The following is a 14,611-nucleotide window of genomic DNA, read 5'->3' on the forward strand; positions in this document are numbered from 1 at the left end:
AATAGGATAATCTGTTTGTCGTATATGATTAAACAACAAGTTCAGCCTTTTTTCATATAATAGATGAGGCATATGACTAATTAATAAAAAACAAACATAGAGGGGGAGAGATTTTTATGACTAAATATGCATACATTGATGATTTTACATTAATTACGATTCCATTTTCAGAAGTAGATGAAGAACTCTCCGAATTCAAGCTTATAAACTTACTAACACAAGAGGAAATCGCTTTAGGAGCCTGGCATAAACAACATGACAGGTTGCGCTATGAGATTAATTTAACAGAACCAATTGAATTTGGTCTAGAATACGAGCTTCTCGCAAATCATAATCTGTCTTACAATGTGAACATAGGTCAGGTTATGCGGAATCCTTCCTTTGATGATCGTTTTTATTATGAAGGAGAGCTAGGTGTTTCTTATCAGAAAGAGGCATCGACATTTAAACTGTGGGCACCTACTGCAACTGAAGCCGAGCTCATTTTTTATGGCGAAAATGGTGAACAAAAAATTTCTCTAAAAAGAATGGATAGTGGAGTTTGGCAACAAACGGTAGAGGGAGATTTAGACGGAACTGTATATATGTACAGAGTACGAGTCGATTGTACTTGGAGAGAAGCTGTTGACCCTTACGCAAAGGCGGTAACAGTAAATGGTAAAAAAGGTGTTGTTGTCAATCTTGATGATACAGAGCCAGATCATTTTCGTGAAACGAAACGGCCAGTTTTTAAGCAAGTGACGGATGCGATTATTTACGAAGTTCATATTCGAGATTTTTCTAGTTGCGGTCACAGTGGAATAACCAATAAAGGTAAATATATGGGCATGATCGAGAAAGGTACGGAAGGGCCTAGTGGTACACTTACGGGCTTAGATTATTTAGTTGACCTTGGAGTTACACATATTCAATTATTACCAATTCAAGACTTTGGAAGTGTTGACGAAACAAGCCAATTTGAGAAATATAATTGGGGATATGACACCATTCATTTTAATGCAATTGAGGGCAGCTATTCACTAGATCCAAGTAACCCAAAAGAAAGAATTAAAGAACTCAAAGAATTCATTCAAACATATCACGAAAATGGATTGCGAGTCATTTTTGATGTTGTTTATAACCATATGTATGTTCATCAAGAGTCAAGTCTAGAGAAATTAGTTCCTGGATATTACTTCCGCTACAATTTGGATGGTAGTTTAGCGAATGGAACAGGAGTAGGTAATGATATTGCATCTGAACGAAAGATGGTTAGGAAGTTAATCGTCGATTCAGTTACCTACTTAGCCGAAGAGTATCAAGTTGATGGGTTCAGATTCGATTTAATGGGTATTCTTGACATTAATACAATGCAAGGAGTTCGTCAAAAGTTGTCTGAAATAGATCCATCTATAATCGTACTTGGTGAAGGGTGGGATTTAGGAACGCCATTAGCAAGAGAGCGAAAAGCGACCATTCATAATTCCGATCAATTATCAGATATAAGTCAATTCAACGATCAATTTCGTGATAAAGTAAAAGGAAATATATTTAATCAAGATTTAAAAGGGTTTAGTAACGGCAATGCCGATTTAAAAGCAGATTGTAAAATGCTCGTAAGTGGTAGTGTCAAAGATTTTTATTTAGTTCCCGGTATTTTTAGTGATCCATATAAATCAGTCAATTATGTAGAATGTCATGATAATCATACGTTATGGGATAAGTTAGCGATTGCTAATGCGCATCAATCAGAACCAAGCCGAGCAGCGATGCATCGTCTAGCAACAGCAATGACAATTTTAAGTCAAGGGATCCCTTTTTTGCATGCGGGGCAAGAATTTTTCAGAACGAAAAGTGGCCACGAAAATAGTTACTGTTCTCCAGATGAAATAAACAAACTAGACTGGGAACGAAAGGCGCTCCATATTGATAATGTAGAGTATGTAAAAGGGCTTATTGCATTAAGAAAAAAACATGATGTATTTCGCTTTATGACACGAGAAGAAGTGAAAAAAAGGATGCATATTCTCGACACTCCTGATCATTGTTTAGCGTATATTTTAAAAAAACAAGATGGAATGTTTGTAGTCGCTTATAACGGAGCAAATGAAAGCAAACCACTCATTTTGCCAGCCAACGGTGATTGGATAGTCTTAGTAGAAAATGCTCAAGCTTCTCTATCGCCACTGCGAACTTTTTCAGGAGGGAAGATAGAACTCCCACCAATTAGTACAACCGTTCTGTTTCGTTCGAAATGATCGTAATGATCTATTTAAATGTTGAAATACCGATAGGGTGACTCAAAACAAAAGTCAGGCGTTCAAGTGCAATATATGGAATGAGGATATCCTCCAGCTACTATATATCGTTAAACTTGAGAGCAGACATTATGAGTCACTCTTTTTTTTATATTTTCCTTTTTCTTTTACGCTAAGCGACATGACATCTTTTAGCAAATTTCGTTTTTTTTCATATGTTCTTTACAAAAAATGCGTTATACTAGTATTATTAGAATTTAGCGGAGTTTTTTAAAAGTATAAGGTCACGAGATGATCTATCATATAGAAGAACGTACGTAATAACATTATCAAAAAATGAGGGTGAAGTTGTTGGAACATTTATTAGGTGAAGGGTGGCAGGTTATCCCTGCTGGTGGTGCAACAGGAGAAGCATATTATGCCCAGCACGGTGAAGAGAAACTGTTTTTGAAACGGAATTCTTCCCCTTTTTTAGCTGTTTTATCAGCTGAAGGCATTGTTCCTAAACTGCTCTGGACAAGACGCTTGGAAAATGGTGATGTTATTACGGCGCAGCGTTGGGTAAACGGAAGGGAACTAAAGTCCTTTGAAATGGATGAAGACCTTGTAGCACAGCTACTAAGTAAAATTCATCGTTCTAAGGAACTACTTGAAATGTTTAAGCGGATCGGCAATAAACCACTAACACCACACTCAATTGTAAACGAACTTACAGAAAGATTGCGTACTGTGTCATTGAATGAGGCAATTATTAATGATGCTATTTCTTTTTTAAAGAAAGAAATTACTGAAGTCGAGCCACAACAATATGTTGTATGTCATTGTGACATTAACCATAATAATTGGGTTCTTAGTGAAGAAGGAGACTTATTCTTAATAGACTGGGATGGAGCTATGGTTGCTGATCCTGCCTTAGATTTAGGCCTACTATTATATTGGTACATTCCAAGGCAAGATTGGGAAGATTGGCTCAAGAAATATGGCTTGATCTTAACTCATGATTTGTGTAAAAAAATGCACTGGTATGTTATTTCTCAAACAATATACGGGATCCTTTGGCATAAACAAAGAGAAGAGTACTCTGAGATGAAGTATTGGATTTCCTATTTATGTGAACTTTTAGAAGTAACGACTGTTGCCGAAATCTAGGTAAGAACAAACAACAAATTTAAAAGAGGCTGTCCAATAGCAAAGTATCAGTCACCTCAGCTACTATAAATAGAGTTTGTACAAACATACACTTCTATTTCAAGTATGACTTCTAGGTATTCTGACACTTATGGGACAGCCTCTTGCTAATTTTCTTCATTTTTTGACATATTTCCAGGGCAATACTGCTACTAAAGTTAAGTTATTGAGTGTCCAAACACACTTGAGTACAAAACTGTCACAAGGAATAGAATAGAGTTAGAACGGCACTTTTACTCATGTGAATATGGTAACGTCATTTCATTAATCGATGAAAGCCATTGATTAATTTGAGGAGCTTTTTCTGCACAATTTCCACTAGCACAATAAGCAGAAATACTTGCTAAAGTCTGTTGCATGTTTTCATCAAAATGTCCTTGCTCTTTTAATGATTCGGCAAGACGATGTATTTGACTATATTCATCTGTCGTTCCATAACCTAATTGTTGTTGGTTTTTAAGTATATCTGCCATTAATGTTAGTTTATCTTGGTAATCCATTCTTACACATCCTTTAATGTAACTAAATTTACATGTTAGGTTGTGTATCATGGGTGCTTTTTATCCACGCTCTAATAATATGTGACATACGTTTTTGTAAGGAGATCTGCTGCAGATTGTTTGTTTTTCCGAAAAAGCAGCAGGGCCCCAGGAAATAGTATCCATTTTAATAATTCTCTTTTTAAATAGGTTAGTTTGGTAATTTCTTTAGCATCTGTACCTAAAAACTTAGTTCCAGCAATCATCATGCCAACTGTACGCGGATATTTAAATGTTATCGGTAAAATAAATAAATAAAGCAAAAGGACAACGATTTGTATGCCAATAGCTGTGTAAAATAAATGTGGTTCATTTTCTAAGATGTAAGTTCTAATGAAAATGAAATCATCACTTGGTGCATTAGACGTCACTAACATCCACAAGGTTGTAAAGACGCCAACAATTAGCCACAAGAAAAACATAGTTACTAAATCAAAAATAAAACCTAATATCCTACTCCAAAAACTTGCTCGGTAATGAACTGCTGTTAATTTTTGAATCCATTGTTCATTTAACGACACTAACTACACCTCCCAAATATATACAGTAAATTTACGATTTACATACAAAGAAGGTTTCGAAATTTTTTAAAAATTTGTACTAATTTTTAAGTTTCCATAGATAATTGAAATGATTCAATTTCTTTTATTGAAACTTTTTTTACATAGTTTATGTAACGTAGTTTAGTGAGAGTCTTAACTAATGCCTTTTCACGCCCTTTTAATGTGGATAGATTTAGTTTCTTCGTTTCCTTAAGAAGCTTTTCTAATTCTACAAAGAGAAGAGGGTAGTGAGGCTGTAACTGTTTTTTATATTGTTGAAACAAGCTTTCCTCCACATGAACCAAGAAAAATAGCTTCGTTAGTAAAAATAATCCATGTTCATTCTCATAAGGTGATAGATCGCGAATGGCACTCCATTGTACTGGGTTTGCTAGAATGTCTGTTGCTAATAGTTGCTCTCTGGCGGTAATCCTATATCCATCTTTTTTAAGGCGTTTCGCTATATGGATTTCCTCTAATGTTTGTTGAATGTCATCTATGAACATTTTAATCATATCGGGAGTTTCTTCACCATATAAGAAACGAGAAAAATTCTCTTTATCAGTAAGGATTACTTTCTCTAATTCTTGGGCAATCGCTATATCTAAAAGCTCATTTGTATATTCTTGATAATCTTTTGTTCCTATGACTATCGACGCTTTTTCTTGATCAAATAATGTAGTTGTTACTTCACCGTACTCACTAGAAATTGGATGTAACTTTCCGCTAATAAGTACAACCTTTTCCACTTCTAAAGATTTTAAAAATTTTTCATATGTCTTTTCTGAGACAAAAAGCTCGTCCGTCTCGCCTTCATGAGATATGTAATAAGGAATTGTGTAACTATAAACTGGTTCAGGTTGATTAATCATTCTCCTCACACCTTTCTATTTCCATCATTACCTATTTTACAGATTCTTAACGAATAGTGAAAGAATACGTTTATTTATGTTAAAATAACTTTTGGAAGTTAGAAAGTGAGGCGTAGACGATGATTTTTTCTACTAAATTAATTGAGACGATCTATCACGATACATCAGCTTTGTTAGGAGATGTTATTATCACAGAAGCTGATCTTATTGAAGAAATTAAAATGTTTGAATATACGATGACACAAGTTAAACAACACCCGTGGCAAGGGCGGGCTTTGGATCTAGCGGAACGGGACCAATCAAGTCCGTTATTTCATAATATCCAAACTTCTTATGTTGGCGATGATCCCGAGGAGGATTATAAAGAGGTGATCGTCTGGAAAGTAGCTAATTTACTCTATGTTACAGCTGCTGTCGACCATGACCCTAATATAGCAGTTAAATGGGACGTTGTTGTCTTTAACGGGTAAGATAATTTAAATGAAAAAGTAGAAAAACTCTTGTTATTTAGCAGGGATATCAGATAAATAAATTGAATTTAATTTTGAGTGAGGTTGACAAAGATGAGACTAAGAAACAAAGCAGGTGCAACAGAAGAACTTTTACAGCACCCTTCAATTGTAATTCAACATGCAGAGACTAAAAAAGGTAAATGGCATGAGGTTTTTGGTAACGACAATCCTATACACATTGAAGTGGGAACTGGGAAAGGCCAGTTTCTAACTGGAATGTCGCAATTACATCCAGATATCAACTGTATAGGGGTTGAAAAATACGACAGTGTTATTATAACTGCTTTAGAACGTATTCAAGATGCTGGAATGTCCAACTTTAAGCTGTTAAATGAAGATGTTATTAATTTAATGAACTATTTTGAGCAAGGTGAGTTGGACAGAGTTTATATTAATTTCACTGATCCTTGGCCAAAAAATCGTCACGAAAAGCGTCGCTTGACTTACGAAGGTTTTTTAAAAATGTACGAGCAAGTGCTGAAGAAACAAGGAGAAATTCATTTCAAAACAGATAACCAAGCATTGTTTGAATATTCTCTGCATAGTTTTTCAAAGTACGGAATGATTCTGCATAATGTAAGTTTAGACCTGCATAACAGTGGTATTGAAGGAAATGTCATGACAGAATATGAAGAGAAATTTTCACGTAAAGGAATGCGTATTTATCGATGTGAAGCCCAGTTCCGTTAATTTTTATTATAGTATTTAATAAATCTCTTAACTGCTTGGCAAGAGCATCAATCTGACAATCTTATTCGATAACCGGAAGTGGTAGTTTATCGGTCTGAATTTGGTGCTCTATGCTTTACTAATTAGGGGGAATGATTGTGGAACAATTAAAGCTAGGTAGTATAATGTTAACGTGGTTAAATGGCGGTGTTACCCATATGGATGGTGGTGCAATGTTTGGCGTTGTCCCAAAACCGTTATGGTCACGAAAATATCCACATAATGATTTAAATCAAATCGAACTAAGAACTGACCCAATACTCATTCAGGTAGATGGGAAAAATCTCTTAATTGAAACAGGAATTGGAAATGGGAAATTTACCGATAAACAAAAGCGTAATTATGGAATTACTGAAGAATCAAAGCTTGAAGATCAGTTAAAACAGCTTGGTTTAACAACAATGGATATTGATTTTGTGCTAATGACGCATATGCATTTTGATCATGCAAGTGGTCTAGCGAAATGGCAAAATGATACGCTTGTTCCCACCTTTGAGAATGCGACAATCCTTACAAGTGAAATTGAATGGAATGAGTGTAAAAATCCTAACATTCGTTCACGAAATACGTATTGGCAGCAAAATTGGCAGCCAATCGAGCATCAAGTTAAAACGTTTAAAGAAAGTATTGAAGTTGTTCCAGGAATTCATATGTTTCATACAGGAGGACATAGTGACGGGCATAGTATTGTGAAAATTGAACGTGATGGAGAATTACTCATCCATATGGCCGATCTTATGCCGACACATGCGCACCAAAATTCTTTATGGGTATTAGCCTATGACGATTATCCGATGGGTTCAATATTTGCTAAAGAGAAGTGGTTAAAAGAAGGGCTTGATAAATCAGCCTGGTTTATTTTTTACCATGATTTTAAATATCGAGCATTAAAATGGAATAATGATATAGAAATTATTGAAGAAGTATTACGAGAAAAAATTGCTAAATAACGTTGTGAGCGCCGATATCTCTGCATATATGCGCTCTTTTTTCGTTTAGCAGACAATGGTTACGCTTTCATTTACTATCTCGCCATCATACACACGACTTTCCAATAAGCGGTTGTTTAAAGAATAAACATCATGTTAGCATTATAAAGCATGGAAAAAGATAGGAGGTAAACAATTTGATGTTTACAAATGAAACGATCGCTTTTATAGGAGCAGGTTCAATGGCTGAGGCAATGATAGCTGGTTTATTGAAAAATGAAATTGTTGCTCCAAAACAAATAATTGTCACAAATAAAAGTAATACAAAACGACGAAATGAACTAGAAGAAAAGTACGGAGTTATAGTAACGGATGAATTAAGTTCTGTTGTCGCCCAAGCGAGCATTCTAATATTAGCGATAAAGCCAAAAGATGTTACTTCTGTAACGCCGAAATTGCGTGGTAATCTCAGCGAAGAGCAAGTGGTTCTGTCTGTGATGGCTGGAATTAGTACTCGCTTTTTAGAAGAAGAGCTTCAAAGTGAAGTTCCAGTTATTCGAGTCAGGCCAAATACTTCAAGTATGATTGGAGAATCGGCAACAGCCATCGCAGGCGGAAAGTATGTAGCAATGCCACATATTATCCTAGCAAAAAAATTATTAGCAGCCATTGGTCATGTATTTGTTATTGCTGAAGATGAAATGGATGTTTTTACAGGTGTAGCTGGTAGCGGTCCTGCCTACTTTTATAAACTGATTGAACACTTACAAAAAGCAGGCTGTGATGGCGGGTTAAATCCGGCTTTAGCAAAAGAAATAGCCGTTCAGACGATTGTTGGTGCGGCAAAAATGTTGGCAGAAACGAAAACCGAACCAGCGACATTACGAAAAAATATTACTTCTCCAAATGGCACGACTGAAGCTGGATTAAAAGCGTTAGAAGCAGCAGGCGGTTGTACAGCAATCGAAGCAGCTGTAAAAGGTGCTGCTCATCGATCAAAGGAACTTCGTACACAGTTTGAAACAGTTACTGTAAGATAAATTATAGGTTTAATTGCCGTTGTCAATAAGTGACAGTCACCTCGTTTAGGCACGAATGTAGCATTGTTTTTAATTGAAACGCTGAAAATCGTGCTTGAGGGGACTGTTACTTAACTAATTGGATAACTTCACTTCTAACCCGTTTCGCTTTGTCACTCATCCCTCAACACCCCGTATACAATGTGGTCAACGTAGTGTTCGTATTGCCACACACTCGGCGTTGCAATTTTTCCTTCATTTTTTAAATTAGTAGAGTAACTCAGAATTTAATGATTGTATTAAAATATTTAATAATTAATGGATAATATGACAGGTGTGTCGTATAATATATATGACACACCTGTCATATATGCAATTTACTTTTAAAGTTCACATGACAAAGATGTTATTTATTTTTTTAGTTATATATGACAATGCTGTCATATATAACTTTTGAAACAAGCGCACAACTCATAGGGAGCGAATGATCGTATTGGTAACCTTCCCAAAATTATGCTTTTCTAAGAAAGGACGTATGTAATGCCAACGCAAACATTTTTTAACTTACCAATTGATAAGCGGGAACGAATTACGAATGCCGCTATTGAAGAATTTGCAACTAACACGTTTAATCAAGCGAGCATCGCAAGAATGATTGAACAGGCGGGGATATCACGAGGGAGTTTTTATCAGTATTTTACTGACATTAAAGATATCTATAAGTATATCCTTGAAAAAGCCGGTCAGGAAAAGCTGGTTTACATCTATGCCGTAGTTTCCCAAATGAATGAGTTAAATACATTTGTCATTATGAAAGAGCTTTATAAAGCTGGAATACGTTTCGCAAACGATCATCCAAAGCTAGCACAAATGGGCAATAGATTTTATAAGGAAGAAGAGAGTGTTAGAAATGAAGTTGTTCAAGGTTTAGTTGAAAAGTCGTATCTGTTTTATGAGGAGTTATTAAAGAAGGGAATTGCGAAAGGGGATGTGGACCCTAAGGTTGATGTCAGTATCGCTGCTAAGTTGTTTTACACCATGAATTTAGCAGTCGTTGATAATTTTTTAGCCAGTACAGAAAATGAACATTTTTTAGATGACATTGACGGGTTTTTACAAGATGTTGATAAGATGCTTTACATTTTAGAGCATGGACTGAAAAAGAAAGAAAACTAAAAAAAACCTCGGGGGGATATACAATGTTTCATGTAAACAATTTGAGTTTTAAATACCCAAAAAATAAAGAAAATACAATCGACGATATTAGCTTTGAAATCAAACAAGGCGAAGTGTTTGGTCTGTTAGGACCTAGTGGTGTTGGGAAAAGTACTACGCAAAAAATATTAATAAAGCTATTAACGAACTACAACGGTGAGGTTTTATACAAAAATAAAAATCTAAAGTCTTTTGGTAAGGAGTTCTATCAAGAAATTGGTGTCGGTTTTGAAATGCCAGTTCATTTTTCAAAATTAACAGCAAATGAAAATCTATCTTTCTTTAAAAAATTATATAAAACGCATGCAAATACAGATGAACTTTTACAGCAGGTAGGTTTATATGAGGATCGTAATAAACAAGTCAACGAATTTTCAAAAGGAATGAAAGCAAGATTAAATTTTGTTAGATCGTTATTAAATAAACCGAAAATCCTTTTTCTTGATGAGCCAACAAACGGTCTAGATCCGAAAAATGCAAGGAATATTAAGGCAATGATTAAGCAGTTTCAACAAGAGGGTGGGACTGTATTACTGACAACTCATTTAATGAATGATGTCGATGAGCTCTGTGACCGTGTAGCATTTATGGCAGATGGCAGAATAGCAGAAATTGATACTCCAAAAAATCTAAAGTTAAAACATGGTGAACGAAGTGTTGAGGTAGAGTACAAGCGAGATAGCGAAGTCGAAAGAATGTCGTTTGATCTTGATGCTTTAAAGAGTAGTGACGAGTTTATGCGAATCGTGAAAACTAGAGAAATTGTAACAATTCACAGTAAAGAAACAACCCTTGATGATATTTTCATTAAAGTGACAGGGGTGGGAACCAATGAGTAATTTCTTTGTTCTATTCAGTGGTGAGTTACAGCGGATGAAAAAATATCATGTATTAGGGGCGAGCTTCGTTATTGCCTTACTATGGATTGGCGTCCTTCACTTAACTGAAATTCAAAATGTCAGTAATATCTTTCCGCTCTTATTATTTTTAGATGCAACGTCGATGTCAATCTTGATGATTGGTGTCACCATGTTTTTTGAAAAGCAAGAAGGGAGTATGAAGAGCTTGTTAGTTTCTCCGATTCACAAGCTAGAATATATTTTGGCAAAAACAACGGCGAACATCACCTCAAATCTAATCACTTTGGCACTATTATTTACGTATGCAACCTTGTTTAAAGAACTAGAACTTAACTTACTGTGGCTAATTTTTGCGGTGATTTTCATATCGTTTTTTCATTCGCTCTTAGGCTTTTTACTAACGTATTATTCAAAAGATTTCACCCAGTTGTTAATGGCAATGATGAAATATTCGTTTGTATTTATTATTCCGGTGTTACTTGAACAAATTGGGTTAATAACGAACGATTTCTTAGTGAAACTATTGTACGCAATTCCAACAAAGGCTTCAATGATCTTACTTAATGCCTCGATTGGAATTGCCGAGACGTGGGAGATCATCATTTCAATTGTCTATTTGTTCATGATTTCTAGTGCAGTATTTATCATCGTTTTGAAAAAACACGATGAATTTGCTCTTAAAGAAAGTGGTGTGTAGTATGTATAAAAGCTTTTTGGTGAGTGAATGGAAAAAATGGTTACGCGATCCACTCTTAAAATTTATGGTATTTTATCCGATTTTATTTGGTGTTGTCGGTCGTTATGTATTGCCGTTAATCGCAGAGAATACGGGATTTAGTATCGGATACTATGCCGATTTGATTATCGTAATCTTGGTTCTCTTAGTACCTCATGTTTATGGAGCATTAGTTGGATTTTCTATATTAGACGACCGTGATGACCACATCTTAACATCAATTCACGTGACACCTTTGGGAATTCACCAATTTTTGTCGTTTCGGATGGCAGTAGTCCTTGTGCTCTCATTTATCGCAACAACGTATGTGATCTGGTTTTCGAATATTGGTGATTTGAGTCTAGGGAATATTCTAGCAATAGCATTTTTAGTTTCACTAGCAGCACCAATGACAGGGTTGTTTATTAATGCTTTAGCAAAAAATAAGATTGAAGGGTTTGCGGTCATGAAGGGGGCAGGAATGATCATTATTTTTCCGATAGTTTCTCTATTTTTCCTTGATAGTAAAGAATTGTTCTTTTCATTTGCTCCAGGATTTTGGCCAGCTAAGGCGATTAGTAGTCTCATCCGTGGTGATGTTTTATTGCTAACATTTAATCAATATATTGTTATTGGATTGGTGTACGTGCTATTTTTAAATGCAATAGTTTATAAGATATTTATAATGAGAATTAAAGTCTAATCATTTAGGTATGAAAAGGAATAAGGTACTTGTTTTCCTGCTATAGATTATGTAGTAGTATCTTTTACGACTATATAGGAGCCGGAGGGAAAGGGCAATGAAACGAGAAAACTATTATCGGGCTTTTGGTGTATATGGGATTTGTCCGCAAAAAGGAAAGCTGTTACTTATCAACAAAAATGTAGGACCTTATATCAATCGGTATGATCTACCTGGTGGAAGGCTAGAAGATGGAGAAAGCTTACTTCAAGGAATTCATCGTGAGTTTTTTGAGGAAACAGGTTTTTATATTGAAGTGAAAAAAAACTTGGGTGTTGTTGACTTTATTATCCCTTGGGATTGGCGGAAGGTTACTCATGTTCACCATATTGCTGTGTTTTATTTAGTTACGTTGACAGGAGGTGGCTTTAATGACCCTGAACAATTTGAAAACCAAGATTCGAACGGTGCTCTTTGGGTTCCAATTGCTGAACTAACCATTGATAATGCCTCACCATTAGTATTAAAAGCTGTTGAGTGGTTGGAAACGAGAAAATTTGGAATGGATGTCAATAAGTTTGAAAAATGGCATGTTAAGACTGATTGATACATGAGTTAAGGAAAAAATAAACAGAGGCTGTCCCAAAAGTTTCAGTTCACCTCAAGGTAACGCTAGAAATAGGCATGGTTAAAAACCTATTTGATGTAACCGAGGTGACAGATTTTTGCCTTTAGGGACAGCCTCTTATTTCGAATTTGAAAGTAACTCTTCGTAAGGAGTTAAATCAATGTTTTTGGCTTTTAATAATTTCACTGCTCGATCTTGCATTGCACCTGGAGATGCAATAATATAACCTTTCACAACATCTTCTTGAGTAACGGCTTCCCCTTCGGTTACTTCAATAATCTTCTTTTCGATTCCTTTTCGTGCCATTGGACGTGCAAAAATAGGGATTGGCTTTAGTAGAGCGTCTAGTAGTTCCTTTGCGTCTGTATTCCATTCCATTAGTATCAACCCTTTCATTATGTAAAAAAAATATTGTAAATAAATCATATACTTGTCCATTCAGTATGGCAAAAAAGTTGCTTATGAAATTGTGATTGACTATATTAGTTTGGAAAGTAATTGTAAATTTTATACATTATTTAGAAAAACATCAGCGAAAACCGGCTAGCTTTTATTGTATCTTGGACAACTTTACCCACAACGCCTGCTTTTTTGATAATATAAGTAGTAGTTTACTTGGAGGTGTTTACCAATGACAATCGTTTTTAAAGAAAACGTACAAATTAATAGTAAAGATTTAAAGGAACTTTATGAAAATGTAAATTGGACAACGTATACAAATGATATGCCAAGATTAGAAGAAGCTGTTAAAAGATCATTAATGGTCATTACTGCTTGGGATCGAGATATTCTTGTAGGTTTAATTAGAGTAGTAGGAGATGGATTAACAATCATCTACATTCAAGATATTTTAGTACTTGGTGACTATCAAAATAAAGGAATCGGCTCGGAATTAATGAACCGTATCATTACTAAGTTTCAAGATGTACGTCAAAAAGTGTTGTTAACAGAAGATGCACCTGATGTGAGGGCTTTTTATGAAAAACATCAGTTTCTTTCTTGTGACAAAGGTCAGTTAGTTGCCTTTGCGAAGTTGAATTAAGGTGAAAACATGAAAAGAATAAAAAAATTCATATCTCTTTTAACGATTTCACTTGTATTTCTTTTGTTTCTTTACTTTCAAAACAATGCAATTACTATAACTGAACATGAAGTAAGTTCAAGCAAGCTCCCAGAAGAATTTGATGGCTTTAAAATCGTTCAGCTATCAGACTTACATAGTAAAGAGTTTGGTAAGAGCTTACCGAATAAAGTAAGAGAAGCGGGACCAAATATAATTGTGTTTACAGGTGATTTAGTAGATCAAAAAAACTATGATGAATTAGTGAGTTTAAAATTAATGGAAGAACTAGTGATGATCGCACCAGTCTACTTTGTTACTGGCAACCATGAAGCGTGGTCAGGAAAATTTAATTCCTTAGAAGAAAAGTTAGTAGCAAGTGGAGTGCATGTATTGAGAAATAGTCATGAGAGTATTCGAGTCAAAGAAGACGAAATTATTCTAATTGGAATTGACGATCCGGCCATGATTAGCGGGGCTCACAGTGAATTTTCAGCAGTTGAAACATCTTTAGAAGATGCTTTACATGGGGTAGCCGATCAATACAAAATCTTATTGTCACATCGCCCTGAAATGTTCTCCTTATATACATCCTTTAATATCGACTTAATATTTTCTGGTCATGCTCACGGTGGACAAATAAGGCTACCATTTATTGACGGGCTAGTGGCACCTAATCAAGGCTTCTTCCCGAAGTATACGGCAGGTAAACATCAAGAAGCGCAATCGACAATGATCATAAATAGAGGATTAGGTAACAGCATCATTCCCCAAAGATTGTTTAATCGGCCAGAGATCGTCATAGTAACGTTAAGGAACGATGAACTATAGCTTAATAGAAAAAAGCTGTCCAGCCAAAGTGTCAAACACTTTTCGGACAGCCT

17 protein-coding genes are annotated in these 14,611 nt (G+C 35.3%); 13 read left to right on the plus strand and 4 right to left on the minus strand.

From position 1 onward, the window contains the following. Window positions 1-116: 116 nt before the first annotated feature. Window positions 117-2,237: a type I pullulanase gene (gene pulA, locus ACK4M9_RS07185; RefSeq protein ID WP_409848925.1), complete on the plus strand. Its 2,121-nt coding sequence runs from the start codon at window positions 117-119 to the stop codon at window positions 2,235-2,237. Between the two features lie 351 nt (window positions 2,238-2,588). Beyond that, a complete protein-coding gene (locus ACK4M9_RS07190) occupies window positions 2,589-3,386 on the plus strand; it encodes a phosphotransferase family protein (RefSeq protein ID WP_409848926.1) in 798 nt (265 codons plus the stop codon). Between the two features lie 272 nt (window positions 3,387-3,658). Here ACK4M9_RS07190 and ACK4M9_RS07195 read toward each other — a convergent pair whose 3' ends face one another. The 3 genes from ACK4M9_RS07195 to ACK4M9_RS07205 all read right to left on the minus strand — a co-directional run bounded on the left by ACK4M9_RS07195 (window position 3,659) and on the right by ACK4M9_RS07205 (window position 5,378). Beyond that, window positions 3,659-3,925: a YtzH-like family protein gene (locus ACK4M9_RS07195; protein WP_409848927.1), complete on the minus strand. Its 267-nt coding sequence runs from the start codon at window positions 3,923-3,925 to the stop codon at window positions 3,659-3,661. Window positions 3,926-3,996: 71 nt separating this feature from the next. Further along, on the minus strand, window positions 3,997-4,485 hold the full coding sequence (locus ACK4M9_RS07200; protein WP_409848928.1) for an RDD family protein: 489 nt from the start codon (window positions 4,483-4,485) through the stop codon (window positions 3,997-3,999). A gap of 86 nt (window positions 4,486-4,571) precedes the next feature. Continuing rightward, a complete protein-coding gene (locus ACK4M9_RS07205) occupies window positions 4,572-5,378 on the minus strand; it encodes a hypothetical protein (RefSeq protein ID WP_409848929.1) in 807 nt (268 codons plus the stop codon). Window positions 5,379-5,497: 119 nt separating this feature from the next. Between ACK4M9_RS07205 and ACK4M9_RS07210 the strand changes: the two genes are divergently transcribed. The 9 genes from ACK4M9_RS07210 (at window position 5,498) to ACK4M9_RS07250 (ending at window position 12,646) form a co-directional block, all read left to right on the plus strand. Further along, window positions 5,498-5,848 (plus strand): hypothetical protein, encoded by a 351-nt coding sequence (locus ACK4M9_RS07210; RefSeq protein ID WP_409848930.1) that lies wholly within the window; start codon window positions 5,498-5,500, stop codon window positions 5,846-5,848. 93 nt (window positions 5,849-5,941) lie between these two features. Beyond that, window positions 5,942-6,580, plus strand: coding sequence for a tRNA (guanosine(46)-N7)-methyltransferase TrmB (gene trmB, locus ACK4M9_RS07215; RefSeq protein ID WP_409848931.1), 639 nt, complete (start codon window positions 5,942-5,944; stop codon window positions 6,578-6,580). Between the two features lie 137 nt (window positions 6,581-6,717). Further along, complete coding sequence (locus tag ACK4M9_RS07220; protein WP_409848932.1) at window positions 6,718-7,569, plus strand: YtnP family quorum-quenching lactonase; 852 nt, start codon at window positions 6,718-6,720, stop codon at window positions 7,567-7,569. Between the two features lie 179 nt (window positions 7,570-7,748). Continuing rightward, window positions 7,749-8,588, plus strand: a complete 840-nt coding sequence (gene proC, locus ACK4M9_RS07225; RefSeq protein WP_409849191.1) for a pyrroline-5-carboxylate reductase — start codon at window positions 7,749-7,751, stop codon at window positions 8,586-8,588. 519 nt (window positions 8,589-9,107) lie between these two features. Further along, window positions 9,108-9,743, plus strand: coding sequence for a TetR/AcrR family transcriptional regulator (locus ACK4M9_RS07230; RefSeq protein WP_409848933.1), 636 nt, complete (start codon window positions 9,108-9,110; stop codon window positions 9,741-9,743). A gap of 23 nt (window positions 9,744-9,766) precedes the next feature. After that, window positions 9,767-10,621, plus strand: a complete 855-nt coding sequence (locus tag ACK4M9_RS07235) for an ABC transporter ATP-binding protein (RefSeq protein ID WP_409848934.1) — start codon at window positions 9,767-9,769, stop codon at window positions 10,619-10,621. Then, window positions 10,614-11,339 carry an ABC transporter permease gene (locus ACK4M9_RS07240; RefSeq protein ID WP_409848935.1) on the plus strand — a complete coding sequence of 242 codons (726 nt, stop codon included), beginning with the start codon at window positions 10,614-10,616 and terminating at the stop codon, window positions 11,337-11,339. The genes ACK4M9_RS07235 and ACK4M9_RS07240 overlap by 8 nt, the downstream gene beginning before the upstream one ends. A 1-nt stretch (window position 11,340) precedes the next feature. Further along, entirely contained in the window at window positions 11,341-12,060 is a 720-nt protein-coding gene (locus tag ACK4M9_RS07245; RefSeq protein ID WP_409848936.1) for an ABC transporter permease, read from the plus strand. A 97-nt stretch (window positions 12,061-12,157) separates the two neighbouring features. Next, on the plus strand, window positions 12,158-12,646 hold the full coding sequence (locus ACK4M9_RS07250; protein ID WP_409848937.1) for an NUDIX hydrolase: 489 nt from the start codon (window positions 12,158-12,160) through the stop codon (window positions 12,644-12,646). Between the two features lie 138 nt (window positions 12,647-12,784). On the opposite strand, the gene ACK4M9_RS07255 is transcribed toward ACK4M9_RS07250, so the two are convergent. Further along, a complete protein-coding gene (locus ACK4M9_RS07255) occupies window positions 12,785-13,105 on the minus strand; it encodes a DUF2621 family protein (RefSeq protein WP_486303941.1) in 321 nt (106 codons plus the stop codon). A gap of 193 nt (window positions 13,106-13,298) precedes the next feature. Between ACK4M9_RS07255 and ACK4M9_RS07260 the strand changes: the two genes are divergently transcribed. After that, entirely contained in the window at window positions 13,299-13,709 is a 411-nt protein-coding gene (locus ACK4M9_RS07260) for a GNAT family N-acetyltransferase (protein WP_409848939.1), read from the plus strand. A 9-nt stretch (window positions 13,710-13,718) separates the two neighbouring features. Next, the gene (locus ACK4M9_RS07265; protein WP_409848940.1) at window positions 13,719-14,558 is read left to right on the plus strand and encodes a metallophosphoesterase; all 840 of its coding nucleotides are present in this window, start codon (window positions 13,719-13,721) and stop codon (window positions 14,556-14,558) included. The last annotated feature ends 53 nt before the right edge of the window (window positions 14,559-14,611 follow it).

Source organism: Anaerobacillus sp., assembly GCF_046314235.1.
In the GTDB taxonomy this organism is placed as follows: domain Bacteria; phylum Bacillota; class Bacilli; order Bacillales; family Anaerobacillaceae; genus Anaerobacillus.

Bases quoted from the DNA above. Each gene is read 5' to 3' on its own strand.
- ACK4M9_RS07260 (WP_409848939.1), top strand. From the start codon at position 13,299: ATGACAATCGTTTTTAAAGAAAACGTACAAATTAATAGTAAAGATTTA.
- ACK4M9_RS07235 (WP_409848934.1), top strand. From the start codon at position 9,767: ATGTTTCATGTAAACAATTTGAGTTTTAAATACCCAAAAAATAAAGAA.
- ACK4M9_RS07265 (WP_409848940.1), top strand. From the start codon at position 13,719: ATGAAAAGAATAAAAAAATTCATATCTCTTTTAACGATTTCACTTGTA.
- proC (WP_409849191.1), top strand. From the start codon at position 7,749: ATGTTTACAAATGAAACGATCGCTTTTATAGGAGCAGGTTCAATGGCT.
- pulA (WP_409848925.1), top strand. From the start codon at position 117: ATGACTAAATATGCATACATTGATGATTTTACATTAATTACGATTCCA.
- ACK4M9_RS07210 (WP_409848930.1), top strand. From the start codon at position 5,498: ATGATTTTTTCTACTAAATTAATTGAGACGATCTATCACGATACATCA.
- ACK4M9_RS07255 (WP_486303941.1), bottom strand. From the start codon at position 13,105: ATGGACAAGTATATGATTTATTTACAATATTTTTTTTACATAATGAAA.
- ACK4M9_RS07240 (WP_409848935.1), top strand. From the start codon at position 10,614: ATGAGTAATTTCTTTGTTCTATTCAGTGGTGAGTTACAGCGGATGAAA.
- ACK4M9_RS07205 (WP_409848929.1), bottom strand. From the start codon at position 5,378: ATGATTAATCAACCTGAACCAGTTTATAGTTACACAATTCCTTATTAC.
- trmB (WP_409848931.1), top strand. From the start codon at position 5,942: ATGAGACTAAGAAACAAAGCAGGTGCAACAGAAGAACTTTTACAGCAC.
- ACK4M9_RS07195 (WP_409848927.1), bottom strand. From the start codon at position 3,925: ATGGATTACCAAGATAAACTAACATTAATGGCAGATATACTTAAAAAC.
- ACK4M9_RS07245 (WP_409848936.1), top strand. From the start codon at position 11,341: ATGTATAAAAGCTTTTTGGTGAGTGAATGGAAAAAATGGTTACGCGAT.
- ACK4M9_RS07250 (WP_409848937.1), top strand. From the start codon at position 12,158: ATGAAACGAGAAAACTATTATCGGGCTTTTGGTGTATATGGGATTTGT.
- ACK4M9_RS07230 (WP_409848933.1), top strand. From the start codon at position 9,108: ATGCCAACGCAAACATTTTTTAACTTACCAATTGATAAGCGGGAACGA.